Annotated in this window: 26 protein-coding genes and 1 pseudogene; 16 read left to right on the top strand and 11 right to left on the bottom strand. The window is 72.5% G+C overall.

What is annotated here, in order from left to right; genetic code table 11:
* Window position 1: 1 nt before the first annotated feature.
* The gene (locus tag RM609_RS19510; RefSeq protein ID WP_311612564.1) at window positions 2-1,216 is read left to right on the top strand and encodes an acyl-CoA dehydrogenase family protein; all 1,215 of its coding nucleotides are present in this window, start codon (window positions 2-4) and stop codon (window positions 1,214-1,216) included.
* 60 nt (window positions 1,217-1,276) lie between these two features.
* Here RM609_RS19510 and RM609_RS19505 read toward each other — a convergent pair whose 3' ends face one another.
* Window positions 1,277-1,888 (bottom strand): TetR/AcrR family transcriptional regulator, encoded by a 612-nt coding sequence (locus tag RM609_RS19505; protein WP_311612563.1) that lies wholly within the window; start codon window positions 1,886-1,888, stop codon window positions 1,277-1,279.
* Window positions 1,889-2,123: 235 nt separating this feature from the next.
* On the opposite strand from RM609_RS19505, the gene RM609_RS19500 reads away from it, so the two are divergent.
* Both RM609_RS19500 and RM609_RS19495 read left to right on the top strand, forming a co-directional pair.
* Window positions 2,124-3,482 (top strand): alpha/beta hydrolase family protein, encoded by a 1,359-nt coding sequence (locus tag RM609_RS19500; RefSeq protein WP_311612561.1) that lies wholly within the window; start codon window positions 2,124-2,126, stop codon window positions 3,480-3,482.
* 179 nt (window positions 3,483-3,661) lie between these two features.
* Window positions 3,662-4,273 (top strand): hypothetical protein, encoded by a 612-nt coding sequence (locus tag RM609_RS19495; protein ID WP_311612560.1) that lies wholly within the window; start codon window positions 3,662-3,664, stop codon window positions 4,271-4,273.
* Between the two features lie 79 nt (window positions 4,274-4,352).
* Here RM609_RS19495 and soxR read toward each other — a convergent pair whose 3' ends face one another.
* Window positions 4,353-4,817, bottom strand: coding sequence for a redox-sensitive transcriptional activator SoxR (gene soxR / locus RM609_RS19490; protein ID WP_311612558.1), 465 nt, complete (start codon window positions 4,815-4,817; stop codon window positions 4,353-4,355).
* Window positions 4,818-4,843: 26 nt separating this feature from the next.
* Window positions 4,844-5,476, bottom strand: coding sequence for a TetR/AcrR family transcriptional regulator (locus tag RM609_RS19485; RefSeq protein WP_311612717.1), 633 nt, complete (start codon window positions 5,474-5,476; stop codon window positions 4,844-4,846).
* A 144-nt stretch (window positions 5,477-5,620) separates the two neighbouring features.
* Here RM609_RS19485 and RM609_RS19480 point away from each other — a divergent pair, with 144 nt between their 5' ends.
* The 3 genes from RM609_RS19480 (at window position 5,621) to RM609_RS19470 (ending at window position 8,412) form a co-directional block, all read left to right on the top strand.
* Window positions 5,621-6,148 (top strand): DUF2165 domain-containing protein, encoded by a 528-nt coding sequence (locus tag RM609_RS19480; protein WP_311612557.1) that lies wholly within the window; start codon window positions 5,621-5,623, stop codon window positions 6,146-6,148.
* 161 nt (window positions 6,149-6,309) lie between these two features.
* On the top strand, window positions 6,310-7,635 hold the full coding sequence (gene hmgA / locus RM609_RS19475; protein WP_311612556.1) for a homogentisate 1,2-dioxygenase: 1,326 nt from the start codon (window positions 6,310-6,312) through the stop codon (window positions 7,633-7,635).
* A gap of 30 nt (window positions 7,636-7,665) precedes the next feature.
* Entirely contained in the window at window positions 7,666-8,412 is a 747-nt protein-coding gene (locus tag RM609_RS19470; RefSeq protein ID WP_311612554.1) for a GntR family transcriptional regulator, read from the top strand.
* Window positions 8,413-8,724: 312 nt separating this feature from the next.
* Here the strand turns inward: RM609_RS19470 and RM609_RS19465 are convergent, their stop codons facing one another.
* Window positions 8,725-9,015 carry a hypothetical protein gene (locus RM609_RS19465; protein ID WP_311612552.1) on the bottom strand — a complete coding sequence of 97 codons (291 nt, stop codon included), beginning with the start codon at window positions 9,013-9,015 and terminating at the stop codon, window positions 8,725-8,727.
* Between the two features lie 239 nt (window positions 9,016-9,254).
* On the opposite strand from RM609_RS19465, the gene RM609_RS19460 reads away from it, so the two are divergent.
* A complete protein-coding gene (locus RM609_RS19460; RefSeq protein WP_311612550.1) occupies window positions 9,255-10,889 on the top strand; it encodes a serine/threonine-protein kinase in 1,635 nt (544 codons plus the stop codon).
* A gap of 72 nt (window positions 10,890-10,961) precedes the next feature.
* Here RM609_RS19460 and RM609_RS19455 read toward each other — a convergent pair whose 3' ends face one another.
* A complete protein-coding gene (locus RM609_RS19455) occupies window positions 10,962-11,765 on the bottom strand; it encodes an SGNH/GDSL hydrolase family protein (protein WP_311612549.1) in 804 nt (267 codons plus the stop codon).
* Between the two features lie 336 nt (window positions 11,766-12,101).
* Here RM609_RS19455 and RM609_RS19450 point away from each other — a divergent pair, with 336 nt between their 5' ends.
* The 6 genes from RM609_RS19450 to RM609_RS19425 all read left to right on the top strand — a co-directional run bounded on the left by RM609_RS19450 (window position 12,102) and on the right by RM609_RS19425 (window position 20,439).
* Window positions 12,102-12,575, top strand: a complete 474-nt coding sequence (locus RM609_RS19450; RefSeq protein ID WP_311612547.1) for a hypothetical protein — start codon at window positions 12,102-12,104, stop codon at window positions 12,573-12,575.
* 1 nt (window position 12,576) lies between these two features.
* A complete protein-coding gene (locus RM609_RS19445) occupies window positions 12,577-13,671 on the top strand; it encodes a GNAT family N-acetyltransferase (RefSeq protein ID WP_311612545.1) in 1,095 nt (364 codons plus the stop codon).
* 409 nt (window positions 13,672-14,080) lie between these two features.
* Window positions 14,081-14,902, top strand: a complete 822-nt coding sequence (locus RM609_RS19440; RefSeq protein ID WP_311612544.1) for a glycosyltransferase family 2 protein — start codon at window positions 14,081-14,083, stop codon at window positions 14,900-14,902.
* Entirely contained in the window at window positions 14,899-15,987 is a 1,089-nt protein-coding gene (locus RM609_RS19435; protein ID WP_311612543.1) for a glycosyltransferase family 2 protein, read from the top strand. The genes RM609_RS19440 and RM609_RS19435 overlap by 4 nt, the downstream gene beginning before the upstream one ends.
* Window positions 15,984-16,826, top strand: a complete 843-nt coding sequence (locus RM609_RS19430) for a polysaccharide deacetylase family protein (protein WP_311612541.1) — start codon at window positions 15,984-15,986, stop codon at window positions 16,824-16,826. Before RM609_RS19435 ends, RM609_RS19430 begins: the two co-directional genes overlap by 4 nt.
* Window positions 16,819-20,439, top strand: coding sequence for a lipopolysaccharide biosynthesis protein (locus tag RM609_RS19425; protein WP_438828481.1), 3,621 nt, complete (start codon window positions 16,819-16,821; stop codon window positions 20,437-20,439). The genes RM609_RS19430 and RM609_RS19425 overlap by 8 nt, the downstream gene beginning before the upstream one ends.
* A 22-nt stretch (window positions 20,440-20,461) precedes the next feature.
* On the opposite strand, the gene RM609_RS19420 is transcribed toward RM609_RS19425, so the two are convergent.
* The 4 genes from RM609_RS19420 to RM609_RS19405 form a co-directional block, all read right to left on the bottom strand.
* On the bottom strand, window positions 20,462-21,094 hold the full coding sequence (locus RM609_RS19420; RefSeq protein WP_311612539.1) for a hypothetical protein: 633 nt from the start codon (window positions 21,092-21,094) through the stop codon (window positions 20,462-20,464).
* Between the two features lie 40 nt (window positions 21,095-21,134).
* Complete coding sequence (locus RM609_RS19415; protein ID WP_311612538.1) at window positions 21,135-21,761, bottom strand: hypothetical protein; 627 nt, start codon at window positions 21,759-21,761, stop codon at window positions 21,135-21,137.
* A complete protein-coding gene (locus RM609_RS19410) occupies window positions 21,761-22,018 on the bottom strand; it encodes a hypothetical protein (protein ID WP_311612537.1) in 258 nt (85 codons plus the stop codon). The genes RM609_RS19415 and RM609_RS19410 overlap by 1 nt, the downstream gene beginning before the upstream one ends.
* A 67-nt stretch (window positions 22,019-22,085) precedes the next feature.
* On the bottom strand, window positions 22,086-23,480 hold the full coding sequence (locus RM609_RS19405) for a GH39 family glycosyl hydrolase (protein ID WP_311612536.1): 1,395 nt from the start codon (window positions 23,478-23,480) through the stop codon (window positions 22,086-22,088).
* Window positions 23,481-23,593: 113 nt separating this feature from the next.
* On the opposite strand from RM609_RS19405, the gene RM609_RS19400 reads away from it, so the two are divergent.
* Window positions 23,594-24,715: a DUF5925 domain-containing protein gene (locus RM609_RS19400; RefSeq protein WP_311612535.1), complete on the top strand. Its 1,122-nt coding sequence runs from the start codon at window positions 23,594-23,596 to the stop codon at window positions 24,713-24,715.
* Window positions 24,716-24,734: 19 nt separating this feature from the next.
* Here the strand turns inward: RM609_RS19400 and RM609_RS34540 are convergent.
* Together RM609_RS34540 and RM609_RS19395 are read right to left on the bottom strand one after the other, a co-directional pair.
* Window positions 24,735-24,923, bottom strand: a pseudogene (locus tag RM609_RS34540) (DUF6255 family natural product biosynthesis protein); the annotation flags it as partial.
* On the bottom strand, window positions 24,920-25,084 hold the full coding sequence (locus RM609_RS19395) for a hypothetical protein (protein WP_311612534.1): 165 nt from the start codon (window positions 25,082-25,084) through the stop codon (window positions 24,920-24,922). The gene RM609_RS19395 and the pseudogene RM609_RS34540, both read right to left, overlap by 4 nt.
* Before the next feature lie 133 nt (window positions 25,085-25,217).
* Here RM609_RS19395 and RM609_RS19390 point away from each other — a divergent pair, with 133 nt between their 5' ends.
* Together RM609_RS19390 and RM609_RS19385 are read left to right on the top strand one after the other, a co-directional pair.
* Window positions 25,218-26,033 carry a helix-turn-helix domain-containing protein gene (locus RM609_RS19390; protein WP_311612532.1) on the top strand — a complete coding sequence of 272 codons (816 nt, stop codon included), beginning with the start codon at window positions 25,218-25,220 and terminating at the stop codon, window positions 26,031-26,033.
* Window positions 26,030-26,230, top strand: a complete 201-nt coding sequence (locus RM609_RS19385) for a DUF397 domain-containing protein (protein ID WP_311612531.1) — start codon at window positions 26,030-26,032, stop codon at window positions 26,228-26,230. The genes RM609_RS19390 and RM609_RS19385 overlap by 4 nt, the downstream gene beginning before the upstream one ends.
* The last annotated feature ends 164 nt before the right edge of the window (window positions 26,231-26,394 follow it).

Below are 26,394 nucleotides of genomic sequence, written 5' to 3'. Positions count from 1 at the left end.
CATGGACTTCGCATTCGACGCCCGCACCGAGGAACTGCGGGCCCGGCTGCTCGCCTTCATGGACGAGCACGTGTACCCGGCGGAGGCCGTCGCCGAGGAGCAGCGTGCCGCGCTCGCCTCGCCATGGGCCGTACCGCCGGTCGTCGAGGAGCTGAAGGCGGAGGCTCGGCGGCGGGGGCTGTGGAACTTGTTCCTGCCCGACGAGGAGTACGGGGCCGGGCTCACCAACCTCCGGTACGCCCCCCTCGCCGAGATCACCGGCCGCAGCCCGCAGCTGGCCCCCACCGCCCTCAACTGCGCCGCCCCCGACACCGGGAACATGGAGCTGCTCGCCCAGTTCGGCACCGAGGAGCAGAAGAAGCGCTGGCTGGAGCCGCTGCTGGCGGGGGAGATCCGCTCGGCGTTCGCGATGACCGAGCCGGACGTGGCCTCCTCCGACGCGACGAACATCGAGACGCGCATCGAGCGGGACGGCGACGCGTACGTCGTCACCGGCCGCAAGTGGTACATCTCCGGGGCGCTGCACCCCGATTGCCGGGTCTTCATCGTCATGGGCAAGACCGATCCCCAGGGCGCCGACATCCGCCGGCAGCAGTCGATGGTCCTGGTCCCCCGTGACACCCCCGGTGTCGAGGTCCGCCGCGCCATGCGGGTCTACGGCTACGAGGACCACTACCACGGCGGCCACGCGGAGGTCCTCTTCGACGGGGTGCGCGTCCCGGCGGACCATCTGGTCGGCGAGGAGGGCGGCGGCTTCGCCATCGCCCAGGCCCGGCTGGGCCCGGGCCGTATCCACCACTGCATGCGGCTGATCGGCATGGCCGAGCGGGCGATCGAGCTGATGTGCCGGCGCGCCCTGGACCGTACGGCCTTCGGCAAGCCGCTCGCGGCGCAGGGCGTGGTCCAGGAGTGGATCGCGGACGCGCGCGTGGCGGTGGAGCAGTTGCGGCTGCTGGTCCTCAAGACGGCCTGGCTGATGGACACGGTGGGCAACCGGGGCGCCCACACCGAGATCCAGGCCATCAAGATCGCAACGCCGCGCACGGTGACGGACATCCTCGACAAGGCGGTCCAGCTCCATGGCGCGGGCGGGGTGGGACAGGACTTCCCGCTGGCGGAGCTGTGGGCGGCGGCGCGGACGCTGCGGCTGGCGGACGGGCCGGACGAGGTGCATCAGCGGTCGCTGGCCCGGCGGGAGCTCAAGCGCTACGCGTAGCGCCCCCACCTGCTCGTTCCGCCCGGAGGTGACCCCGGGCGGAACGAGCAGGTCGTAAAGCTACGGCCGCAGGGCCCGTAGCAGCAGGTCCGCGAGGTGGTCGGCGACCGCCCGCGCGCTGAGCGCGCCGTCCGGGCGGTACCAGCTGCCCAGGTGGTGGACGGAGCCGAAGTGGTAGTCCACCACGAGGTCGGCGGGCGCGGCCCGGCTGAAGACGCCCGTGCGCTGTCCCTCCTCCACCAGGGCCCGGAACCGCTCGTGGTAGCGGCGTCGTTCGGCGCGCACCTGCTTGAGCTTCTCGGGCGAGAGGTGGTGCATCGAGCGGAAGAAGATCGTGGTGTCGTCGAGGTTCTCCAGGGTCGTCTCCACCACGTCGGCCGCCGCGTCCCGCAGCCGGCGCTCGACGGGAGCGTCGGTGCCCGCGAGGGCGTCCAGCCGCTCCTGCTGGAGCCGCAGGACCCGTCCGTAGACCTCGTGCAGCAGGTCGTCCTTCGAGCCGAAGTAGTGGTACAGCGCGCCCTTGGTGACGCCCGCTGCCACGACGATCTCCTGGACGGACGTGCGGTCGTAGCCCTGCTCGGCGAAGAGCCGGGTGGCGGCGGCGAGCAGGCGCTGCGGTACCGGTCTGGCGCAGCTCTCCGTCGCTCCCGGCGTCACCGTCCTGATGTGCATGAGCCACCACCCCTTCCGCCGTGGTGCGGTGCCGCGCCGCGTGCGCGGCCCCCCTTTCGAGGATCTTGCCACCAGGTGGCGGACGCGCGTGGGGAGTTGCCCGGGTTCGCTCACCTGCGCGTGCCGCAAGGGCTCGAATCGTGGCTCACGAACGGGTGAAGAGGCCCGAGGAAGGCTGGACACACTCTCTTGACGGCAGGACGATGCGCGCCAACTGACCTGGCAGGGGGACGCCATGGCGACCATAGGTGTGCAGCCGTACTGGGAGCTGATGTTCGACGCCGAGGGGGACATGGCCCCCGGCGAACGGGACGCCCTGGTAAGGGGGGTGACGGAGAAGGAGATCACCGATCTGGTGGTCTTCGCCCACGGCTGGAACAACACCCGCTCGATGGCCACCGGTCTCTACGACCGCTTCTTCGCCCCCTTCCCCACCGTGCTCGCCGACGCCCCCGTCCACTCCGCCACCGGTGGTCCCGTGCGTCTCGGCTACGGGGGCGTGATCTGGCCTTCCATGCGGTTCACGGACGAGCCCATCCCCGACTTCCCCTCCGAGCGACCCCCGGCGGCGGCCGCCGGGCCGCTGCTGGACCCGGGCACCCTGGCGGGGCTGGCCGTGGTCTTCCCCGGCGGCGAGGCCGTGCTGGACCGGCTGGCCGAGCTGCTGGAGCGGCGGCCGGCGGACCCGGCGCGGCTGGCGGAGTTCGCGGCGCTGACGCGCGGTCTGGTCGCCCGGGGCCGGGGCGGCCGGGCGGCGGGCTCCGCCGCCGATCCATACGTCCACGACCTGGACCCGGGGGCGGGTGAGCCGGAGGAGCCCACGATGTTCTCCGGGAGCCCCGAGCGGGTGTGCGCGCGCTTCGCGGACGCCCTGGCGCTCGCGGGCCTGGCGCGCTCCGAGTTGTCCGGCGCGCTGGAGCGGCTGTGGGGCGGTGCGCTGGAAATGCTGCGCCAGGGGACCTACTGGGAGATGAAGCGACGGGCGGGGACCGTGGGAGAGGCGGGGCTCGGACGGCTCCTCGGGGAGCTCGCCGGCGCCTCCCCCGGCCTGCGAATACATCTGGCGGGGCACAGCTTCGGGGGACGGCTCGTCGCGTTCGCCCTGCGTGGTCTTCCGGAGCGCGCGCGATGCGTGCGCTCCGTCACTCTGCTCCAAGGCGCCTTCTCGCACTACGCGTTCGCGCCCCGGCTGCCGTTCGCCCCCGGTCTCGCGGGGGCGCTCAAGGAACTCCAGCACCGGGTCGACGGCCCGGTGGTCTGCTGCCATTCGAGCCACGACCAGGCCCTGGGGGTGCTCTATCCGCTGGCCTCCCGGATCACCGGGGACATGGACTCACTGCTCGGCCTGGACCCACTGGGCCTGTCCGACCCCCGCTGGGGCGCCATGGGCCACGACGGCGTCCAGGCCGTGCCCGGCACCGCGGCCCTCGCTCTCGACCGGGCCCTGACCGGCCCGTTCCCGGCCGACGGCTGTGTGAACGTCGACGCCTCGGCGGTCATACGGCGCGGCGGCCCGCCGTCCGGCGCGCACAGTGACATCTGCCACCGGGAGCTGGCCCGGCTCGTCCTGCTGGCCGGGCGCCTGGTGCGCTGAGCACGGCACCGGGTTCCGCCACCTTCGTGATGCCCCACATCTGTCCGCCCGATGGGGGTAGCAGAGCGGAGTCGGCGCCGTGACGCGGGCCGGGATCCGAAAATCCGATGGATCCGATCGGCCGTGCGTTACGTCCCTTCCATGTCGATCCGAGTCCGCGCCGCCGGAGGTGGGATGCAGTGGCAGGTTTCAGAGCACTAGCCCGAGAAGTGCGCAATCCACGGAACACCATCGCGCTCCGCAGGACCTCCCTGCGCAAATGCCTGGAACGCTTCGCCCCTTACGGGCACCGGGCGACCTGGCGCCATCTGTGCGCCCGTGCCGGTCTCGCCCCCGACGACCGCGCCCCCGACCCCGCGCTGCTGATCGCCGCGCTGGCCGAGCTGGAGGAGGCCCGCGAGGTCTGGCTGGCGTACGAGGCCCGGTTCGCGGGCCGGCGCCGCCGGGAGAAGCACCACGGGATCCGCCAGCCGAGCGCGATCGACGACTGGTACCGCAACACCTGGGGCGGCTGTGACATCGTGCCCTGTGCGTCCCCCGATCTCACCCCCGATGCCCGGCTCGCGGACGTGCTGCGCCGGGTGATCGCGGCGATGGAGTCCACCCCCGGCGACGCCTGCCCGGTGTGCGGGCAGGAGCGCGTCGAATGGCGCACGGACCTGGAGCGCTATCCGCTGGAAGGCCCCGTCTGCGCCGACTGCGGCATCGTGGTGCCCGTTTCGGTGCTCACGCCCGCCGCTCTGGCCGCGGCGCACAGGAGGACCTTCGCCGGGCGGTACGCGGGGGTGTGAGCGTGCTCCCCGGACCCCTCCGGGGAGCATCGGCCGCCTTCGGGCACCCCCTGGGGCGCGTGATCAGCCGGCGTCGCGATCAGCCGGCGTCGCGCTGGCCGTAGAGGATCGAGCCGTTGCCGAAGCCGCCGAAGCGGTCGTCGGGGTTGGACAGCGCGCACCGGTCGAGGGAGAGGCAGCCGCAGCCGATGCAGTCCTCGAGGCTGTCGCGCAATTTGCCCAGCTGCGCTATCCGGTTGTCCAGTTCGACCCGCCATGCCTCGGACAGCCGGGCCCAGTCGGCCCGGTTGGGCGTGCGGCCGTCGGGCAGTTCGGCCAGCGCCTCGCGGATCGTGGCGAGCGGGATGCCGACGCGCTGGGCCGCACGGATGAAGGCGACGCGGCGCAGCGCGTCACGGTCGTAGCGGCGCTGGTTCCCCGAGGTGCGCCTGCTGCTGATCAAGCCCTTGGTCTCGTAGAAGTGAAGGGCGGAGACGGCCGCGCCACTGCGCGCGGAGAGCTGACCGACAGTCAGCTCGCAAACCTTCTTCGTAATCTGCGGCACGGCTCAGACTGTACGTGACGGCACTGTCAGGCCGGTCGCGGCGAGGATTCCGGGTGGCCGGCCATGCGCAGCACCAGGCCCGCGTAGAGGTCGCCGACCTCGGCGGGCGTGCGCCGGCCCGCGGCGTCGAACCAGCGGGCGACGTCGACGCACAGGGAGATCACGGCGAGGGCGGTGCCGCGGACGTCGGGGACGTCGAAGTCGCCCGAGGCGACGCCGTCCTCGATGATCGCGCGGACGGCGGCGTCGGTGTCCCGGCGCAGCGCGACGATCTCGGCGTAGTGCTCCTCGCCGAGCGCGCCGAGCTCGTACTGGACGACGCGCGCGGTGGTGTGGTGCTCGGCGTGCCAGCGGACGAAGCGGCGGACGGCCTCGGCGAGGCGCTCGGCCGGGGTGCCGGCGCCGTCGCGGGCCCGGCGCAGGATGTCGAGGGCGAGCCGGTGCCCGACGCCGCTGATGCGGTAGAGCAGCTCTTCCTTGGTCCGGTAGTGGATGTAGAGCGCGGCGGGGCTCATCCCGGCGCGGCCGGCGATGTCGCGGGTGGTGGTGGCGTGGTAGCCGCGCTCGGCGAAGGCCTCCACGCCGGCGGCCAGCAGGCGGCGTGCCGCGTCGGGCGTGACGTCGGCCCACTCCTCGGTCCGTGGCGTCCGCTCGCCCATCTCGGTGCCCCGCTCTCCGGGCCCGTCCGGGCCCCTCGCCGACAGAAGGACGAACACCATACCCCGGGCCTGAGCAAGCGCTTAGGGCGCATGGGTCCGGGGCCGCGGCGCGTAGCGGCCCGGCCGGACGGGCATGCATGACCCATGACCGCCGAGCGCACCCTGCCGGTGGCGGCCACGGCGCTGACCGCCACGATCGCGGTCTACATCACGCTCGTCGCCTTCGGCAATGTCACCGACTTCGGTACCAACCAGGAATTCGTCCGGCACGTCCTGGCCATGGACACGACGTTCCAGGACCGCGATGTGATGTGGCGGGCCATAACCGACGCCACGCTCCAGAACGCCGCCTATGTGACCATCATCGTCTGGGAGACGCTGGCGGCGCTCGTGCTGCTCGCGGCCACGGGACTGTGGGTGCGGGGGCTGCGGCGCGGCGGGACCGGCCAGGGCTTCGGGCCCGCCCGGCGGGCCACCACGCTGGGTCTGCTGATGCTCATGCTGCTCTTCGGGCTGGGCTTCGTCGCCATCGGCGGGGAGTGGTTCGCGATGTGGCAGTCCACGAAGTGGAACGGGCTCCAGGCCGCGACCCGTATGTTCACGCTGACGGGGATCGTCCTGCTGCTGATCCATCTCCCGTCGCCGCAGTGGCGGGCGGACCGGGCCGGCTGATCGCGGCCCGCGCCGCGTGATCATCCCGGCCGCCGGGCCGTCGCGGGCACCGGCACCCCCGGCGGCCGGTTCTTCCGCATGCCCGGCACCGGTCCATTGACGCGCCCGGCCCGGGAATCCTACGGTCTCCCATAGGAATCCATCGGCAGTGGGAGCACGCGATGAGCGGTACGGGCAACGAGCGGGCGCGAAAGACCGCGGAGGCGCTGGTCTACTCCCCCGGCTTCGGCAACGAGCACAGCAGCGAGGCCCTCCCCGGCGCCCTGCCCCTGGGGCGCAACGCACCGCAGCGGGCCCCCCTCGGGCTCTACGCGGAGCAGCTCAGCGGCAGCGCCTTCACCGAGCCCCGCGCGCACAACCGCCGCTCCTGGCTGTACCGGATCCGTCCCTCCGCCGCGCACCCGCCCTTCACCCGCGCCGGAAACGGCGCCCTGCGCACGGCCCCCTTCGCCGAGACCGTCCCCGACCCCAACCGGCTGCGCTGGAACCCGCTGCCCGAGCCCGCCGAGGGCACGGACTTCCTCGCCGGCCTGTGGACCCTGGGCGGCAACGGGGACGTCACCCAGCGCGCCGGCATGGCCGTCCACCTGTACGCGGCGAACGCCTCCATGACGGACCGCGTGTTCAGCGACGCCGACGGGGAGCTGCTGATCGTCCCCGAGCGGGGCGGGCTGCTGCTGCGCACCGAGCTCGGGCTGCTGCGCGCCGAGCCCGGCCACGTGGCGCTGATCCCGCGCGGAGTGCGCTTCCGGGTGGAACTCCTGGACGCTTCGGCACGCGGCTACGTCTGCGAGAACTACGGGCAGCCCTTCGTCCTCCCCGACCTCGGCCCGATCGGCGCCAACGGGCTGGCGAACGCCCGTGACTTCCTGGCCCCGGTCGCCGCCTACGAGGACGTCGAGGGCCCCGTGGAGGTGATCAACAAGTTCTGCGGCAACCTCTGGTCGGCGACGTACGACCACTCCCCGCTGGACGTCGTCGCCTGGCACGGCAACCATGTGCCGTACGTCTACGACCTGCGCCGATTCAATGTGCTGGGGTCCATAAGCTACGACCACCCGGACCCGTCCATCTTCACGGTGCTCACCTCGCCGTCCGACACCCCGGGGCTGGCCGGCGTGGACTTCGTCGTCTTCGCGCCGCGCTGGCTGGTCGGTGAGGACACCTTCCGGCCGCCCTACTTCCACCGGAACGTGATGAGCGAGTACATGGGCTTGATCGAGGGCGCTTACGACGCCAAGGCGGAGGGCTTCGTCCCCGGCGGCGGCTCGCTGCACAACATGATGTCCGCGCACGGGCCGGACCGGGACACCTTCGAGCGGGCGAGCGCGGCCGAGCTCCGGCCCCAGAAGATCGACGACGGCCTCGCCTTCATGTTCGAGACTCGCTGGCCGATGACGCTCACGGCACAGGCGGCGGAGGCCGACCACCTGCAGACGGGATACGACCAGGTGTGGCAGGGTCTGGAACGCCATTTCCGTCAGTGACACCCCCCGTTCGTCAGAGCCGGAGCCCCCGTGACCTTCGCCCCCGACTCCCTCGCGCTCAACCGCAAGCTGCCGCTCTGGTACCAGGTGTCGCAGTCGTTGCGCGCCTCGATACTGGGCCGGCGCCCGGACGACCCGCTGCGCCTGCCCACCGAGGAAGCCCTCGCGGCGCACTACGGCGTCAGCGTGCTGACGATGCGGCAGGCGCTCAAAGAGCTGGAGGCGGAGGGGCTGATCACCCGGCACCGCCGGCGGGGCACGTTCATCGAGCCGAGCGCCCGGCGCGGCTCGCCCGTACGGCTGCTGGGCTCGGTGGACACGATCGTCGCCCAGCAGTCCGGCGAGCACACGGCCGTTCTCGGCCACGGCCCGGTCCCGGTCCCGGCCGAGCTGGCCGAGCACTTCCCCGGCCTGGACGAGGCGGTCGCCTACCGGCGGCTGCGCCATGACGAGACGTCGGGCGAGCCGACGAACTGGGCCGAGAACCTGGTCCGCCCGGAACTGGCCGAGCACATCGACGTCGCGGACCTCAGCCGCTGGCCCATGACCAAGGTGCTGCGCGACGTGGTGGGGGTGCGCATCAGCCGGATCACGGACACCGTCGAGGCGCGGCTGGCCGACCCGGAGACGGCCCGGCTGCTCCAGGTGCCGCTGCTCAGCCCGATCCTCCACTACACGGGCATCACCTACGACGAGAACGGGCGGGCCGTCGACATCGCCCGCATCCACTACCGGGGGGACCGTTTCTCCTTCACCGTCACCCTCGACGCGCACTGAGCCGGGCGCGGGGACGGGCACCGGGGGCGCATCAGGGGCGTGCGGGGCGGCTCTCCCCCGGATCTCCACGATCTGCGCACGCCCGGGGATTTCCTCCTCGGCGCGCCCCTGACTCACCGCGCACCGGGAGACGGCGCGAACGTCCGGAGACCGAGCGGGGGATTCGGCGGGGGATGGAGAGTCCGGGTGGAGACGGCCGACCGGAGGGGCGCCGAGGGATGCCAGGGTGACCGGGGGCGTGCCGGGGTGCGCCACTGCCCGACCGGCCCCGGGGAAAGGGCAGGCCGTACGAGGACGGGCCGGGGCCGGGGGTCAGGCGTGAGAGGTGGTGCTACGGCTGCCGAAGAGCGAGCGGCGCAGCCGTCGCAGCGGGGCGAACAGGGAGACCCGGGCGATACGGCTCCGGCTCTTGCTGCGACCGGCGCGGACGTGGTCGCGCGAGGTGATCTCGCGCATCAGCACCGTCGCGCCCTCGACCTCGCGCTGCGGCAGGGCGGGCCCGCCGAGCACCGCGAGGTGACGGTCGAGGCGCGCGCTCGACGCACCGCTTCCGTAGCTGATGGCAGGCACACGCGGCCTGCTCCGCATCGCTATCTGATCCATTCGATACTCCCCACCCGTACGAGGCACCCGGCCCAGGCAGGGTAACCCTATCGCCCCATCGCGTCACCCGCGCATCGGCGGGGCCGATTCACCACCCCGTCAAGGGCGTTGACAAACCTGACGTGAACCTGCCGTTACCGACAGCGAGTTGAACAGGACAATACGGTACCGAACAGGGGGCAATCACGCTCCGTTGCGGTACATTCACCCCGAATTGCTCTCGGGGGAGGGACGGACGCATGGACACGGGTTCCGGCGCCGGACGGGTGCTGGCGGGCCGTTACCGGCTGCTGGGCGAGCTGGGGCAGGGCGGCATGGGCGTGGTATGGCGCGCCAGGGACGAGATCCTGGGCCGGGAAGTGGCGGTCAAGGAGGTCCGGGCGCCCGCCGGGCTGCCTGCCCCCGACGTGCGGCAGCTCTACGCCCGGCTGGAGCGCGAGGGACGTGCGGCGGCCCGGATCTCCCACCGCAACGTCGTCACCGTCCACGACGTGGTCACCGAGGAGGGCCGGCCCTGGATCGTCATGGAGCTGGTGCGCGGCCTCTCCTTCGCGGAGGTCCTCCTGGCCGAGGGGCCCATCGCCCCGGTACGGGCGGCGCGGATCGGTGTGGAGGTACTCGCCGCGCTCCGGGGCGCGCACGCCGTGGGCGTACTCCACCGCGACGTGAAACCGGGAAACGTACTCGTCTCCAACGACGGGCGTGTCGTCCTCTCCGACTTCGGCATCGCGATGATCGAGGGGAGCTCGGCGCTGACGGCCACGGGCCAGCTGGTCGGCTCCCCCGAGTACCTCGCCCCGGAACGCGCGCTGGGGCACCCACCCGGGCCCGAGTCGGACCTCTGGTCGCTCGGGGTGATGCTCTACGCCGCCGTGGAGGGCTACTCCCCCTTCCGGCAGGACACCCCGCTCAGCACGCTGCGCGCCGTCGTCGACGCCGAACTCCCGCCGCCGCGCCGGGCCGGCCCGCTCGCCCCCGTCCTGGACGGGCTGCTCCGCAAGGACCCGGCGCGACGGCTCGGCGCGGCGGAGGCGGAACGGCTCCTGCGGACGGTGGCGGCGGGGAACGTGCCGCGCGTGGAGACGGGTGGGGGTGCGGGGGCGTACGCGCCGACCGTGGCGGCGGGGGCCGCGAGTTCTGAGGGGGCGGGCGGGGCGCCGCCGACCCAGCCGGTGCCGGTGCCGCCGTCCGGCCCGGCCGGGCCGCCCGAGCGGCGGGCGGGAAAGCGGGTGGCGCTGGCCGGGGGCGCGCTGGTCGCGCTGCTCGCCGTGGGCGGGCTGGTGTGGGCGCTCACCTCGAACGGTGGCAGTGGTGGTGACGGTGGGTCGGGCGGCGGGGGTGCGTCCACCGGGAGCGACAAGAACGCGGGGGCGGCGTCGCAGGGCGGCGACCGTACGCCATCGGCGGCCGCACCGCCGCCCGCGTCACCTTCCGCCGGAAGCGCGGCGCCGGTGAACATCACCGTCACCATTGTCGCCCTGCGCGACCACTACTCCGGCCCCTGCCCGCCGCCGGGCGACGCCGCTCCCGCCTTCCAGGCCGCCATCGCGGTGGACCGCTCCCCCACCGATGTCACCTACCGCTGGGTGACGGGCAGCGGGAACGTCACGGACGGCGGCTGGCGGACGGCACGCGTCGGCGCCGGGGAGCGGAGCAAGGTCCTCGCGCACACGGACACCGCGCACCGGGCGGGGGATCAGGAGAAGGACTGGATCGCGCTGGAGGTGAGGGGGGTGGGGGTGTCGCGGCATGTTCCGTTCACGGTGACGTGTCAGAAGGCGTCGTCGAGTGGGGCGCCTTCGCCGTCCGGCTCCGCGAGCCCGTCCGGAAGCCCGTCCGGCTACCCCGGTACGTACGGCGGCACGAGCGGTTGAGGCCCCGTTCCGCGCTGGCGCGCGGTGTCCTCAAACGCCGGACGGGCTGAAATCAGCCCGTCCGGCGTTTCGTCACGCCGCGCCGGCGAAGACCGGAAGGTAGCCCCCCGACTGCCCGGCCGCCGTCGGGTGGTACGACTCGTTCACAGGAAACGTCACACTGTTCAGCCACGCGCTCCCCGAGCACAGCTCATGCCCGGTGAACGTGGTCGTGACGTCGCCGAAGGCGAACCCGTGGTCGGCCGCCCGTTTCGCGGTGACGGAGTTGATCAGGTCCGCGGCCCCGTTGATGGCCCTCCTCTTCGTGTCGCTGAGGCCGATGCACGTACCGCCGAGGTGGTAGAAGCGCGGGTAGCCGAGGACGACGACCTGGGCCTGGGGCGCGCGGTCGCTGATGGCGGAGTAGACGTCGTCGAGCTTGGCGGGCAGCTCGTCCTGGATGTAGGCGCGGGCCTGGTCGATCCGGCTCAGGCAGGAGGAGTCGGTGCCGAGGACGCAGGTGGTCATGGTGTCGGCGAAGCCCGCGTCGTTGCCGCCGATGGAGATGCTGACGAGCCCGGTGGAGTCGTTCAGCGTGCCGAGCTGTCCGCTGAGGACATCACCCGTACGGGCGCCGGAGCAGGCATTGAAGTCGAATCTGGACGGTTTGTGGGCGGCGGCCCAGAGGGCCGGGTAGGCCTTGGTGCTGCGTTTGCAGTCACCGCCGGCGGAGTCGTAGCTCCCGGCGCCGAGACCGGAGGAGTAGGAGTCACCGAGGGCCGTGTAGGCGGGGTTTGACGCGCGTTCGGCAGAATGCGCGGCGCCGGCCCCGCCTAGGGCGAGGGCGGCGGTGAGGGCCAGCGCGGATAGGGCACCCGCGAACCGGGACAGTTTCATGGAACCTCCCTAGCAGGGGTTTCTGCCATCTCTGTGGTAGCAGCGACCCCATGTCGCTGGAAGTGTCCATGCCAAAAATATGGGCCGGTTCGCCGAAGGGTCATCCGAGCGCGCGAGGCGAGGGCGGAGCTGTCAACCCGCGTTTGAAAGCCGTCAGTTGACGCACGATCCGACAGTAGGACCAGGTCACTCACTGTTCATCTGACGGACAGCCTCCGGTTGTGGCGGTCACGACCGTCCGGGGCTGTTTCGCATGGCCTTCACATCTTGACGGGCCTTTGCCGATTGCGCGACATTGAAGCCCGGCATCCGGCGCTTCGGGGGGCAAAGTCGCCAATGCAGAGCTTTACAGATCTCACCGGACTCGACGACCCGGCGGAACGTAACGGCACCGAGGGCACGGACGGGGGAAGCGGCCGCGACGGGGGTCCGGCCGCCCGGGATTCGCTGCCGGTCATGGCGGGCGTCGCGGCGGCCATCGCGGGGGTGGGCGGCGCGCTGGCGCTCGCCGACGTCACCTCGCCGCTGCGCGCCCCGTTCGCCCTGTTCTTCCTCATCGTCGCGCCCGCATGCGCGGTGGCCGCCCCGCTGCGGGGGCTCGATCCCCTCAGCAGGGCCGTGGTGGCCACCGGCGGGGCGGTCGCGGTCGACCTGCTGGTGGCCCAGACCATGCTCGCGCTGCACGCCTGGACGGTGCGGGGCGGCGTGGTCGCGGTGGCGGCCGTCAGCGCCGTCCTCCTGCTCCTCGCGTTCCTGCTGGCACACGCGCGGCGCCATCGGGGCCGCGCCACGAGAAGTCGGGCTTCCTGACGTGGACATCAGCGTGTACCGGCCCGGCGAGCTCACGGCGGCCGACCGGGCGGCCTGGTCGGCGATGCAGGCGCGGGCCGTCGAGGACGGCTCACCGCAGCTCGCGAATCCTTTCCTCGCTCCGGAGTTCGCCCTCGCGGTGGGCCGCTGCCGGCGCGGGATCCGGATCGCGGTGGTACGGGAGGAGGGCGAGCCGATGGCGTTCTTCCCCTTCCAGCGCACCTCGTTGGGCGTGGGGCGGGCCATCGGGATGGGGGTCTCGGACGCCCAGGGGCTGGTGCACCGCCCCGGCTTCCAGTGGGACACCCGGGAGCTGCTGCTCGCCTGCGGCCTCTCCCTCTGGGAGTTCGACCACCTGATCGAGGGCCAGAAGCCCTTCGAGGTGGCGGCCTCCGGCTCCTTCGCCTCACCGGTCATCGACGTCGACCAGGGGTACGAGCGGTATCTGGCGGCGCTGCGCAAGCAGTCGCCCAAGTTCACCCGCACCACGCTCGCCAAGGAGCGCCGGCTCGGCCGGGACCTGGGCGAGGTGCGCTACGTCCACGACGAACGCGACCCGGCGGCGCTGCGGGTGCTGACCGGCTGGAAATCGGCGCAGTACCGAAGAACAGGACGTGCGGACCGCTTCGCGCGCCCGTGGATAGCCCACCTCGTCGAGCAGCTGTTCCATACGCGCACGGAGTCCTTCGCCGGGCTGCTGTCGGTGCTCTACGCGGCCGGGCGGCCGGTCGCGGCCCACTTCGGGTTGCGCTCGAACACGGTGCTGGCGTGCTGGTTCCCGGCGTACGACCCGGAGTTCGCCCGCTACTCCCCCGGCCTGATACTCCATATGCGGATGGCCGAGGGGGCCGCGGCGCAGGGGCTGGCCTATCTGGACCTGGGGCGGGGCGGGAAGCCCTACAAGGACTCGCTCAAGACCCGTGAGCTCAGCGTCTCCGAGGGCTGGGTCACCCGCCGCCACCCGGTGGCGCTGGGCTACCGGGCCCGGCGCGCGCCACTGCGGGCGCTGCGCAACACGGTGCTGGCCCGGCCGGAGCTGTTCGAACAGGCGGACAGGCTACTGAAGCGAATGGGACGGATCCGGGAGGGCGGTTGAGGGAACCGTCCGCCATGGACACGGCGTCAATAGTTAAGTCCCTGCGAATGGTTGCATAGGCGCAAATAACACCAAAGGAGGAGCCTCCGCCCCACCTCTTGCCATACGGACTCAAGCTTCAATACCGTCGTACATCTACCCGCATCGGCCCATCTTCTCTAAGCGGCTCCGGGGAGGGCTTCGCAGCGTCGCGATGGTGACCGGCGCGGGGGCGCGGCAGGGGGTGCCGCGCTCGGCCGTTCCACCGTGCCGGGGCGCGCGCCGCGCGGCACGGTGTACTTGCCAACTCGCCCTCTCCGTACGGTGCTCGCTGCCGTTCGGGGCCAGGTCGAGTACCCCCTTTTCGAACCGGACACACGATCGGACCGCTGGGGCAGGCGGTCCACCGGACGAGAGGGAAAGAAGACACATGAGTGCGTTCCTTCAGCCGGCGGCCAGCGAAGAGGATGGGGAGACATCCGGCCGCTACCGGCCGGTGACCTCCCATTTCGCGATAGCGCCACCGGTGAGCGTCGTCATTCCCGCCATGAACGAGGCGGAGAACCTTCCCTATGTCTTCAAGACGCTTCCCGACTGGATTCACGAAGTGGTCCTGGTCGACGGCAATTCCACCGACGACACCGTTCGCGTCGCCCGCGACCTGTATCCGGGCGTCAAGGTCGTCGAGCAGCACGGCAAGGGCAAGGGCGACGCCCTGATCACGGGCTTCGCCGCCTGTACGGGCGAGATCATCGTCATGGTCGACGCGGACGGCTCGGCCGACGGCGGGGAGATCGTCAGCTATGTCTCCGCGCTGGTCGGCGGGGCCGACTTCGCCAAGGGTTCCCGTTTCGCCAACGGCGGCGGCACCGACGACATGACGCTGATCCGCAAGCTGGGCAACCGGGTGCTGACGTCCATCGTCAACCACAAGTTCGGCGCCCGGTACACCGACCTGTGCTACGGGTACAACGCGTTCTGGAAGCGCTGCCTGGGCGAGATCGCCCTGGACTGCGCCGGCTTCGAGGTGGAGACCCTGATGAACATCAGAGTGGTCAAGGCCGGCCTGCGGGTCCAGGAGATTCCCAGCCATGAGTTCGTCCGCATACACGGCACGAGCAATCTGCGCGCCGTGCGCGACGGCATCCGCGTGCTGAAGGTGATCCTCCATGAGCGCGGCACCGGCCGGCGGTCCCGGCGGCGCCGCCCGCTGGCGCTCGCGCCCGCGGCCAACCGCGGGGAAGTGTCTTGAGCGCAGTGCCCGACGGACGGACCGGCGCGCCCGCCGTGTCAGTGGTCATCTGTGTCTACACCGAGGACCGCTGGGGCGACATCCTCGCCGCGGTGGCCTCGGTGCGCGACCAGTCCTACCCCGCGCTGGAGACCCTCCTCGTGGTCGATCACAACCCCGCGCTGCTGCGCCGGCTGGCCAAGTCCTACGGCGACGACGGCGCGGGGGCGGAGACGGGCGCCCAGCGGGTGCGCGTGCTCGCCAACGCAGGCCCGCGCGGGCTGTCGGCGGGCCGTAACACCGGGGTGGCGGCCGCCTCCGGCGAGGTGATCGCCTTCCTCGACGACGACGCGGTGGCCGAGCGGGACTGGCTGCTGCACTTCGCCGAGGGCTACGCCGATCCCCGGGTGATGGCGGTGGGCGGCCGGACCCAGCCCGTCTGGGCCTCCCGCCGCCGCCCCGCGTGGTTTCCGGAGGAGTTCGACTGGGTGGTCGGGTGCAGCTACCGGGGGCTGCCGCCGGGCAGGGTGGCCGTCCGCAACGTCCTCGGCGGGAACGCCTCGTTCCGGAAGTCCGGCCTGGAGGCCGTCGGCGGCTTCGCCAGCGGGATCGGGCGGGACGGCCAACGGCTGCCGCTGGGCGGGGAGGAGACGGAGCTGTGCATCCGGCTCACCCGGGCGCTGCCGGAGGCCGTGCTGATCGTCGACGACCGCTCGGTGATCCACCACCGGGTGCCGCCGGCCCGGGAGCGCTTTAGCTACTTCCGCACCCGGGCGTATGCCGAGGGCCTCTCCAAGGCCCTGGTGGCCCGGAGCGTGGGCGCCCGCGAGGGCCTCGCCAGCGAGCGCCGCTACACCACCCGCGTCCTGCCGGCCGGCGTCGCGCGCGGGCTGCGCGACGCGCTGCTGGGCCGGCCGGGCGGCGCGGGCCGGGCCGGGGCGATCGTCGCCGGGGTCGCCGCGGCGGCCGGCGGCTACGCGCTGGGCAGCCTGCGGGCGCGCCGGGGCGGTGGCGGGAGCTTCGCCGTGGCGACGCTGGAGGCGCCGACGAACGACGAGGCACCACCGGACGGCGGGGCGGCGGCGTGCGAGGGGGCGGGCGGATGAGCGGCGGCCCGGTGCCGATCCTGATGTACCACGCGGTGGCCCACGCCCCGGCCCGGGCCGCGTACGGGCTGTCGGTCTCCCCCGAGGCGTTCGCCGAGCAGATGCGGGTGCTGGCCGACCACGGCTTCACCCCGGTGACCACCGCCCGGCTGGCCGCCGCCTGGCGCGGCGGCGGCCCGCTGCCCCCCAGACCCCTGCTGATCACCTTCGACGACGGCTACGAGGGCGTCCACCGCTACGCCCTCCCCGTCCTGTCCGAACACGGCTTCCCCGCCACCCTGTTCGCCTCGACGGGCTGGCTGCGGGGCGCCCATGAGGCCGGGGGCGCCCTGGACCTGATGCTGAGCTGGGACCAGCTCCGGGAGCTGGCGGCGGCGGGCATGGAGATCGGCGGGCACAGCCACACCCACCCCCAGCTCGACCAGCTGCGCGACGGGCCCCTGTGGTACGAGGTACGGCACTGCCACGACCTGCTCACGGCCGAACTGGGTCACCCGCCCGTGTCGTTCGCCTATCCCTACGGCTACTCCAGCCGCCGGGTGCGCGACACCGTGCGCGCGGCCGGGTTCGGGGTCTCGCTGGCCGTGGGGAACGCCCTGGCCCGGCGCTCCCAGGGCCCGTACGCCCTGGAGCGGGTGACCGTGCGCCGCTCCACCGGCATCGACGAGTTCGAAAGGCTCGTCGAGGGGCAGGGGATCGGCCGGCTGTTCGCCCGGGACCGGGCGCTGACCAAGGGCTACGCCGTGCTCCGTAGAGGCCGCGGCCTCTACGGAGCCGGCCGCCGCCTCACCGGAGAACGCGCCACCAGGAACAGGAAAGCGACCGAAGCCCGTGTCTGACACGTCCGCCCGGATCGATGAACGAGCCGAGGAACGAGCCGTGGAGCCGACAGCCCGGCGACTGCGGCTGCCCGGGCGGGGCGTCGGCAGTCCGCTGTTCCGCAACGCCTTCGCGCTGATGCTCAACACGGGCATCAGCGCAGTCCTCGGGCTGGGCTTCTGGCTGATCGCCGCCCACTACTACACCGAGGACTCGGTCGGCCAGGGCTCGGCGGCCATCGCCGCGATGAAGCTCATCGCCGGGCTGACCGCCGTCACCCTGACCGGGGCCCTGGCCCGTTTCATCCCGGTCGCCGGACGGCGGACGGGACGGCTCGTGCTGGCCACCTACGCGGGCAGTTCCGTGTTCGTCGCGGTCGCGGCGTGCGTCTTCCTGTTCACGCTCGGCCTGTGGGGGCCGTCCTACCGCTTCCTGGCCGGCTGGCTGCCCGGCCTGGGGTTCGTCGCCGCCGTCGTGGCCTGGTCGCTCCTCACCCTCCAGGACGGGGTGCTGACCGGGCTGCGCAGCGCGTTCTGGGTGCCGGTGGGCAACACGGTCTTCTCGGCGGTGAAGCTGGCGCTGCTGGTGGCGCTGGCGGTGGCGCTGCCGGCCACCGGGGTGTTCGTCTCCTGGGTGGTCTCCATCGCGGTGTCGGTGGTGCCGCTGGGCTGGCTGGTGTTCCGGCGGCTGGTGCCCGCGCACATCAGGGCGACCGAGGAGAGCGCCCGGCAGGTCTCCGCCCGGGAGATCGGCCGTTTCCTCGCCGGGGACTACACGGGCTCGCTGTTCTCGCTGGCCGTGGTCTATCTGGTGCCGGTGATCGTCGCGGCGCAGATCGACTCCGCCGACAACGCGTACTTCTACATCACCTCCACCATCGGCGGCACGGTCAATCTGCTGGCCATCAACATGGGCGCCTCGCTGACCGTGGAGGGCTCGCACGACCCGGCCCGGCTGGCGGAGAACTGCCGGGCGGCGCTGCGCCGGATGGCCAAGATCATGGTGCCGGTCTGTGTGCTGCTGTTCCTCCTCGCGCCGTACATCCTGCGGGTCTTCGGCCGGGGGTACGCGGACGCGGCCACTCCGCTGCTGCGCTGGTTCGCGGTGGGGGCGGGGCTGCGCGTGGTGATGGAGGTGTACTTCGCGGTGCTGCGGGCCCAGAGCCGTACGGCCGGGCTCGCCTACCTCCAGGGCCTGTTGTGCGTGCTGGTCCTGGGGCTGACGCTGCTGCTGCTCCCCCGGATGGGGCTGACGGGCGCGGGCGTGGCGGAGATCTGCAGCCTCACGGTGATCGTCTCCATCGCGGCGGTGAAACTGCGCGGCATCCTCATGGCCGCGCCGCCGGAGGAGCGGACGGCGGCCGAGCCCCCGGCGCCCGACGGGGATCTGGCCGACCTGGCGCCGCGCGGCGAGCGGCACGACGAGGAGGGCGAGCCGGCCAAGGGGCGCACCGGTACGCGCTGGGCGCTGCGGACGGCCCTCGACCCCGACACGCTGCCGCTGGGGGTCCGGCTGGACATAGACCATCTGGAGCGCCGGCCCGACGTCCGCCCGGCGGAGGGGCTGCCGGTCATGGAGAAGCCCGGGAGCGCCCCGCTGCCGCCCCCGGGCTCCGGTGCCGGGTGGCTGGGCACCCGGTGGCGTACGCCGGAGGCCGGGATCGCGCTGCTGCTCGTCGCCGCGCTGGCGCTGTACTGGGTGCCGCTCACGGCCGTGGGCCGGGTGGATCTGGACGGCATGGGCGGCTTCGGGCTGGTGTCCGTGCTGCCGGTGGCCACGCTGCTGGGGGCCGGGCTGCTGGTGGTGGCGTTCGCGGCCGCGCTGTGGCTGCCGGAGTGCCGCCGGTGGCTGCTGCTGGCGGTGCTGCTGGCGACGGTGGTGTCCCTCCACGCGGTGCCCGCCGTGCTGGAGGGGCCGCCGCGGTTCGCCACGGCCTGGCAGCACCTGGGTTTCCTGGACTATATCGACCGCACCGGCCTTGCCGTGCCGGATCTGGACGCCCGCTGGAGCTGGCCGGGTTTCTTCGCCGTGGCCGCGTTCGCCGCCCGCGCCTGCGGGGTGGGCGACCTGACCGAGGTGCTGCGCTGGTGGCCGCTGGTCGTACAGCTGCTGAGCCTGGCCCCGATGCTGCTGCTGACGCGGGTGGTGCGGGCGGGGTGGCGGGCGACGTGGGCGGCGCTGTGGCTGTTCGCCCTGAGCGGCTGGGTGGGTCAGGACTACTTCTCCCCCCAGTCGCTCAACTACCTCTTCTATCTGCTGTTCGTGGCCGTGCTGCTGCTGTGGTTCCGCTGGCCCGGTCAGCTGCGCGGCCGGCTGCTGCCCGGTGAGCGCGAGGTCCTCCCCGTCGGCCGGGGCGCGGCGGCGGTCCTGCTGGGGCTGGTCGTCGCCCTGTTCGCCGCGTCGGTCGCGAGTCACCAGCTCACCCCGTTCGTGATGCTCGGCGTCCTCACCGCGCTGGTGCTGGCCCGCAGGCTCACCCCGACCGGGCTCCCCCTGCTGTGCGGGGTGATGCTGGCGGTGTGGGTGGGGTTCCTGGCGGAGCCGTACTGGTCGGGCCACTTCGACGAGCTCTTCGGCGGGCTGGGCTCCCTGGGCGGCAATCTCTCCTCGTCCGTGTCCGGCCGGATCGAGGGCGGCAGCGCCACCCACAAGATGGTGCTCTACGTCCGGGTCGCGCTGGCGGCCGGGGTGCTGGGGCTCGCCGCGCTCGGCTGGTGGCGGCGGCGCCGGGCGGGCATCGGCGATCTGTCGCTGCTGCTCCTGACCTGTGTGCCGTTCCTCGCCTTCGGCATGCAGTCCTACGGCGGCGAGGTCGCCCTGCGCGTCTTCCTGTTCGCGCTGCCCGGCGCCTGCCTCCTGGCCGCGCTCGCGCTCTTCCCGCGCCCGGCGGCCGGGCCCCGCCGGGCGCACCGGGGGGCGCTGGCCGCGTTGCTGGCGGGGCTGGTGCTCGTCCTGGGTTTCCTGGTGGCCCGTTGGGGCAATGAGTCCTTCGAGCGGGTGCGCCCCGGCGAGGTCGCCGCCATGGACTACGTATACGCCCACGACCGGCCGACCGTACGGCTGCTGTGGACCAGCAGCGACACCGTCAACAACGTCACCCCCGCCCTGCCGTGGGGCGCGCGGGACATGGAGCGCGTCCGGTACGAGCCCACGCTCGCCCCGCGCGACCCGGGCCGGGTGTCCGACCTGGTGGAGGCGTTGCGCAAGGCGGGGCCGGGCTCCCTGCTCGTGGTGAACCGGGGCCAGTCCGACTATCTGGAGCTCAGCGCGGGCTACGCGCCCGACTGGGACTCCCGGGTGCGCGGGGCGCTGGACGGGCGGCCGGAGCTCCGGCGGGTGTTCGGCAATGACGACGCGGTGCTCTACGAGCTCAAGGACCGCCCGGCGGGCGCGGTGCCGGAGCCCGCGCCCGGTCCGGTGGGGCCCCGGGTGACGTGGACGCCGGTCACCGTGGCGGGGGCGCTCGCGGCGGCGGTGCTGCTGGTGCTGCTGACGGTGCGCGAGCTGGTGCGGGTGGCGGCGGGGCCGGGGGTGCGGCAGTTGCGGTGGCTTCAGGGCTCCTTCTGGTTCGCGCTGCCTCTGCTGCTGGTGGTACTGGGGTCCCTGGTGTGGCGGATGGCTACGTTGTCGTAGGCGCCTTGGGCTGCCTCCCGGATCAGAAGAGGGAGCGGTAGCACAGCGCGGCCACCGCGTGGAGTCCCGGGCGGGGGCGGCCCGGGCGGTGGTGGGGCAGGACGTGGCCGTTCAGCGCGGTCGCACCTGTGCCGGGGTAGCCGACGCGGATGCCGCCGGCACGGTCCCAGGAGGGGTCGCTCTCCAGCTCGCCGAGCCGCTCCATGGTGCTGCCGATCAGGCCGGGGTGGACGTGGAGGGGGCCGACGTTCCCGAAGGCCGTGGTGAGCAGGGTCAGGTCGCACTGTTCGGTGTCGATGTGGAGGAAGACCTCGTCGTCGTCCTCGTAGTAGCCGTAGGCGGCGAAGGTCGGGACGAGGAGCCGGCCCGTGAGCGCCCGGGCCGTCCCCGTCAGTGCCAGATGCACCCCGGCCAGCAGCGGGCCGCTCGCGGCGGGTGTGCCCCGGCGGGTGACGCGGCGCGCGGTGACGGGGGTGCGGGGGCCGTGCCGGGGGATCTCGGCATGCGGCCACCGCTCCCGGGCCTCCCGGGCCATCCCGTCGGCCAGCGCGCGGTCCCACAGTCCGGGGAGGTGGACGAAGCCGTGGTCGGCGAAGGACCGTCGCGCGGCGGGGGTGACGGGGGCGGGCTGCGGAAGGACCGGGGCGTGCGTCACGAGTGCCTCTTCCGTGCGGGAGGGCCAGAACCGGTCGGGGCTAGAACGGTGAGCGGTAGTGGAGGGCGGCGACCGCTCCCGGCCGGGCCAGGGGCCGCCCGGGCCGGTGGTGCGGCACGGCCCGGCCCAGCTGGGCCAGTACCCCGCGGCGGGGGTAGCGGACGGCGGTACCGCTGTGGCGGTCCCAGTCCGGGTCGCGTTGGAGGGCGTCGAGCTGTTCCTGGGTGCGTCCGCGCAGCGCGGGGTGGAGGTGGAGGGGGCCGACCTCGCCCAGCACCGTGGTGAGCAGGGCGAGTTCCGAGGCGTCGATGTCGATGTGGAGCCAGATGCCGTCGTCCTGTTCGTAGTAGTTGTACCAGGCGCAGGTGGGCACGAGGAGGCGTCCGGCGAGGGCCCGCGCCAGGGGGACGAGGGCGCGGTGGAGCCGGGCCAGCAGCGGGGCGTCGGCGGCGACCGCCTGCCGGCTGGGCCGGTCCGGCCCTTCGGGGCCCGCACGGCGGCCGCGGGGCAGCAGCCGCCCTGCCTCGTACGCCAGCGCGGCGGCGCACCGGTCGTCCCAGAGTCCTTCGACGGCCAGGCAGCCGCGCGCGGTGAAGTCCCGCCGCTCGGCGGGGCCCGGTAATCGGGCGGCGATCCAGGTGTCGTCGTTCCGGGGGACGCCGGCCATCACGAGGTGGTGGTGGCGACCGGCCAGGAGGCCTCGGGGGTGTAGTGGGCCATCTCGTTCTCGGGGGTCAGGCGCAGTACCCCGGCGAAGGAGTAGCCGTCGGCGAGGGGGACGTGGGCGGCGTCCCGCAGGTGCTCGCGGATGGTCTCCCTGGCCTCGGGGGCCGCCCTGGCGGTCTCGACGACCTCCCTGGGCAGCACGTAGTAGTTGCCTTCCGCGTCGACGATGACCAGCGCCTGAGCCGTGTTTTCAGGCATGAGGTCTCCCTTTCGTTCGGTTGACGCCGCTTCAGTGTTGCCGCCCCGCGCGGTGCGGGGCAACGGGTCAGAGCCAGCGGACTTCGTACGGGCCGAAGTCGACGCTCTGGCCGTCGACCTGAGCCGTGATCTTCCGGTCGAGGGTATTGACGGCGAGTACGGTCCTGCCCGCGCCGATCACCTGGACGGCCGGGGCGTCCGGGCCGCCGACGTCGATATGGCGCAGTCCGGTGCCGGGCGGGAACTCCTTGGCGAAGCGGGTCAGCAGGTCCAGCATGGGCAATGGCCCGCCACCGTCGGGGAGTTGGGTGCTGCGCCACAAGCAGCCGGGGCAGTCGGCGCTCTCCTCCTCGGGGTTCCAGTAGAACGCCGCGGCGGCGTTCGCCTCGGCGATCCGCATCATCGCGGTGGCCTGGACGGCGACGCGGTGGGGCTCGGTCCAGGTCTTGCGGGCGTCGCTCTCGTCGGCGGGCTCGACGTACCACTCGGCCCACCAGACCGGCAGCCCGGTGGTCTTCCGCACCCACTCGGTGACGTCGGTGAACTTCCGCGTGGCCCGGAACTCGTCGGGGACGGGCTTGCTGCCCGTGCGGGTGTAGCTGGCGCCGTCGACGACGACGAAGTCCGCCCCCTCCTTGTGCTCGGTCCAGTACTCCAGGGCGTCGACGGCCCGCTGGTCCACCGCCCCCCAGTCGCCGCTCACTCTTGAGGCGTAGGAACCGGTGCCGGGGGCCTCGCTGTCCATGACCACGTACGGCCCGCCCACGAGGGCCTTGCTGTTCTGTTTCTTCACCGCCTTGTAGACGAGGTTGTAGAGCTCGGTGTACCCCTCGTAGTCCCAGCGGTTCCTGGATTCGTCGTAGAAGCCCTTGAACTCGTTCCAGACGATGAAGTGGCGTACGTCCGGGTAGCGTTTGGCGATCCTTCCGGCGAGCGCGGCGAAGTCCTTGTAGTGGTCGCGGTCGGGGGCCTTCTCCAGGGACTTCTGGGACCAGTCGGTGCGGTCGCCGCCGCCCTTCATCCAGTCGGGGGCGCAGCACAGGGTGAGGACGGGCGTGGTGCCCGTCTCCCGCATGAGCGCGACGCGCCGGTCGAGGTCGGAGAAGTTGTATGTGCCGGGTCTGGGTTCGGGGTTGTCGACGCCCCACCCCATGATGTGCTGGTTCTGCGGCAGGGGGGTGCCGGCGAGGGTCTTCTCGGCGGTCGCCTTCGCGGCGTCCTGGCCGAGGTCGGCGCTGTACTGGGTGTGGGTGAAGCCCCAGCCCACCCAGGCCGCGGAGCCGGCGGGCGCGGCAGGGGGGCCGTCCCCGGACCGCCAGGCCTCGACGCTCGCGGTGACCAGGGCGGCCAGGGCCAGGAGCGCGCCCGCGAGCAGTGCGGCGATCCGCCGCCGTCGCGACGGCCCACCGGACCGCCACCCCCTTGCCCGCCGCCACGCCCGACCTTCACCATGACGTCCCATCACGGAAAGGGTAACGGGGGCGGAATCGGTCTGCGGCGCGTTCGGCGCAGGCGGGGGCGGAACCGGCGAAAACCCGGGTGCGCCGGGGCGATCGGTGCCGGATCATGTGGCGCATGTGTGCCGACCGCAGTGCCGAGCGCCCCCTTCTTCCTTCGGCCGATTCCCCGGCCATCGGGATCCACGTCGACAGCGACTCCCCGGCCGATGTGATGGACGCCCTCTTCCTCGCGCCGTTCGGCCGGGGTGAACAGCCTTACGCGCGTGGGCACTCGGTGGAACGCATCCGGTCCGGGGCGACGCTGCTGCCGCCCGGGGCCCGGGTGACGCGCTCCGCGCGGGACGACGACCGCGGCGCGGTCCTCGCCGAGGGCGACGGCTGGTCGCTGCTGGTGTCGCGCTGGCAGCGGAGCGCCGATGTGACGGTGACGGCCGTCAGCGACGAGCTGGCCCAAGAAGTGCTGCGGCAGGCGGTGGCGGGCGCCGAGGACGATCCCGAGCCCACGCCCGAGCATGTCTCCATGGGCTTCTGGTACCTCTCGCCCCGGCGCGGCCCGCACCGCACCACCCGGTCGATCTCGGCCGGTACGTGGGAGGAGGTCCGCGCCAACTACACCGCGCCGGTGGCCGACGCGATGGACCGGCTGATGAAAGTCACCCCGGACGACGTCGCGGGCCGCCTCCTCCTGCTGCACGGCCCGCCGGGCACGGGAAAGACCTCCGCGCTGCGCACGCTGGCCCGCTCGTGGCGGGACTGGTGCCAGGTGGACTGCGTCCTGGACCCGGAGCGGCTGCTCAACGACGTCGGCTATCTGATGGACATCGCGATCGGCGAGGACGACGGCTCGGAGGGCGGCCGCTGGCGGCTTCTCCTCCTGGAGGACTGCGACGAGCTGATCCGCGGCGAGGCCCGGCACGCGGCGGGCCAGGCGCTGTCGCGGCTGCTGAATCTGACGGACGGTCTGCTGGGGCAGGGCCGGAACGTCCTGGTGGGCGTGACCACCAACGAGGACCTGGAGCGGCTGCATCCGGCGGTGGTGCGGCCGGGCCGCTGTCTGGCCCGGATCGAGGTGGGCCCGCTGACGCGGACGGAGTCCGTCCGGTGGCTGGGCCGCGAGGAGGGCGTGGGCCGGCAGGGCGCCACGCTGGCGGAGCTCTTCGCGCTGCGGCGCGGCACCGTTCCGACGTCGGTGCCGGGGCAGCCGGACGGGGCGGCGGACGCGGGGTTGTACCTGTAGGGACGGGGCGGTGGCGGCGGCCGAGCCGTGGCGCGGTGCCCCGCGCCCAGGTGGTGCGCCCGTCGAGCGGCGGGCTGCCCATCTGGCCCCTGCCGGGCCACCGTAGGGCGGCGTAGCCGAGGAAGCGGCGCACGCCGCAGCGACCGCAGGTGGCGGTGTGCCGGTCCGTGACCCATTCCTCCGCCGGGTGCGCGCAGCGGGGCCTCACGAGTGGGCCGCCCGCTGATGGAGGCCCATCTCGGTGGCCCAGAACGCGGCGGCCTCGCGATCGCCGTGCCGGGACGCGACGTAGTAGGCGGCCTTGATGTGGTCGCACTCCTCACAGCGGGAGCCGGGTGCTTCGCCAATTCGTTCGGGGGTATGACGCATGTGGGCAAACCTTTGTTAGAGGGTCGCTCACCCACGCGAGCGACGTTCACTGCTTCCGCTCCCAGCGTTGCGGTCCGCGCCTACGCTCACCAGGTCTGGAGCCACGCCAACGGGTTTGGGGTGAACGGAAGTTATGGCCAACGATCTCCCTCCGGAGAGCGGAGCGGCGTACTTCGGTACGGAGGTGCGCGAGTGGCGCACAGACAGAGGGATGAGCCAGCGGGAGCTGGGGGAAGCGGCGCAGTACGGGCAGCAGTACGTGGCCAAAGTCGAGGCGGGCGAGCGGCTGGCCAGCCCGGAGTTCGCGACAGCGTGCGACACGGTTTTCGGAACACCGGGGACGTTCGCTCGGCTGCGGCGACGTGCCGCGCAGCGGGGGTATCCGGCCTGGTTCGAGCCGTACGTGCGGCTCGAAGAGCGCGCCACCACGATCCTGGCCTACAGCTCGGCCCTCATCATGGGCATGCTGCAAACCGAGGCTTACGCCCACGAGGTCTTCCGAAAGGCACACCCACGGGACGCCTTGGAGGCCACCGCCGAGAGAGTCGCACGCAGACTGAGGCGCCGCCACGTGATGGAGGGCGACAATCCCCCGCTGTTGTGGGTTGTCCTGGACGAATCGACCCTGCTGCGCAGAGTGGGCAGCAGGAACGTCATGCGCGAGCAGATGGCGTATCTCCTCCAGGCGAAGGAATCGCCTCACGTCACCCTTCAGGTGCTCCCCTTCGACTCGGGAGCGCCCGCGTCACACCTGCCGTTCTACATGCTGAAGTTCGGCGACGAGCCGGACGTGTTGTATGTGGAGAACCCGATCTCCGGCCAGGTGATCGACTGCCGCAAAACAGTGGCGAACGCTCAGGTGACCTACGACCGGCTGCGTGCCGACGCTTTGGCCCCGGAGGCGTCACTGGAGCTCATCCGTAAGGTGATGGAGGAATGGTCTACGTGAACAGGATCGACACCCACGGCGCAGCATGGGTCAAGTCCAGCTACAGCGGAGGAAACGAAGGCGAGTGCGTCGAATTCGCCCCCAACCTCACAGACAACGGCATCGTCCCGGTCCGCGACAGCAAGAATCCCGACCACCCGGCGCTGATATTCGAGACCACCGCTTGGTCAACGTTCACGGCCTCGCTGCGCGCGTAACCGGATGTTCCCCTTCCGGTATTGGCAACCCAACCCCACACCGGCCGTAAATAAGCTGTAAAAGATCACGCACCCCCAACTGCCCCCGACGGCGCGTCAGCGCCCGTACGGGGGCGTTTTTCGCGCCCCCGAGACCCCCTTCAAAAGATCCGGAATTCCGGTTT

The organism is Streptomyces hesseae (genome assembly GCF_031845785.1).
GTDB classification, from domain to species: domain Bacteria; phylum Actinomycetota; class Actinomycetes; order Streptomycetales; family Streptomycetaceae; genus Streptomyces; species Streptomyces hesseae.
Note: the sequence above shows the minus strand (reverse complement) of the source record. Positions and strands in the feature narration are given on the sequence as shown.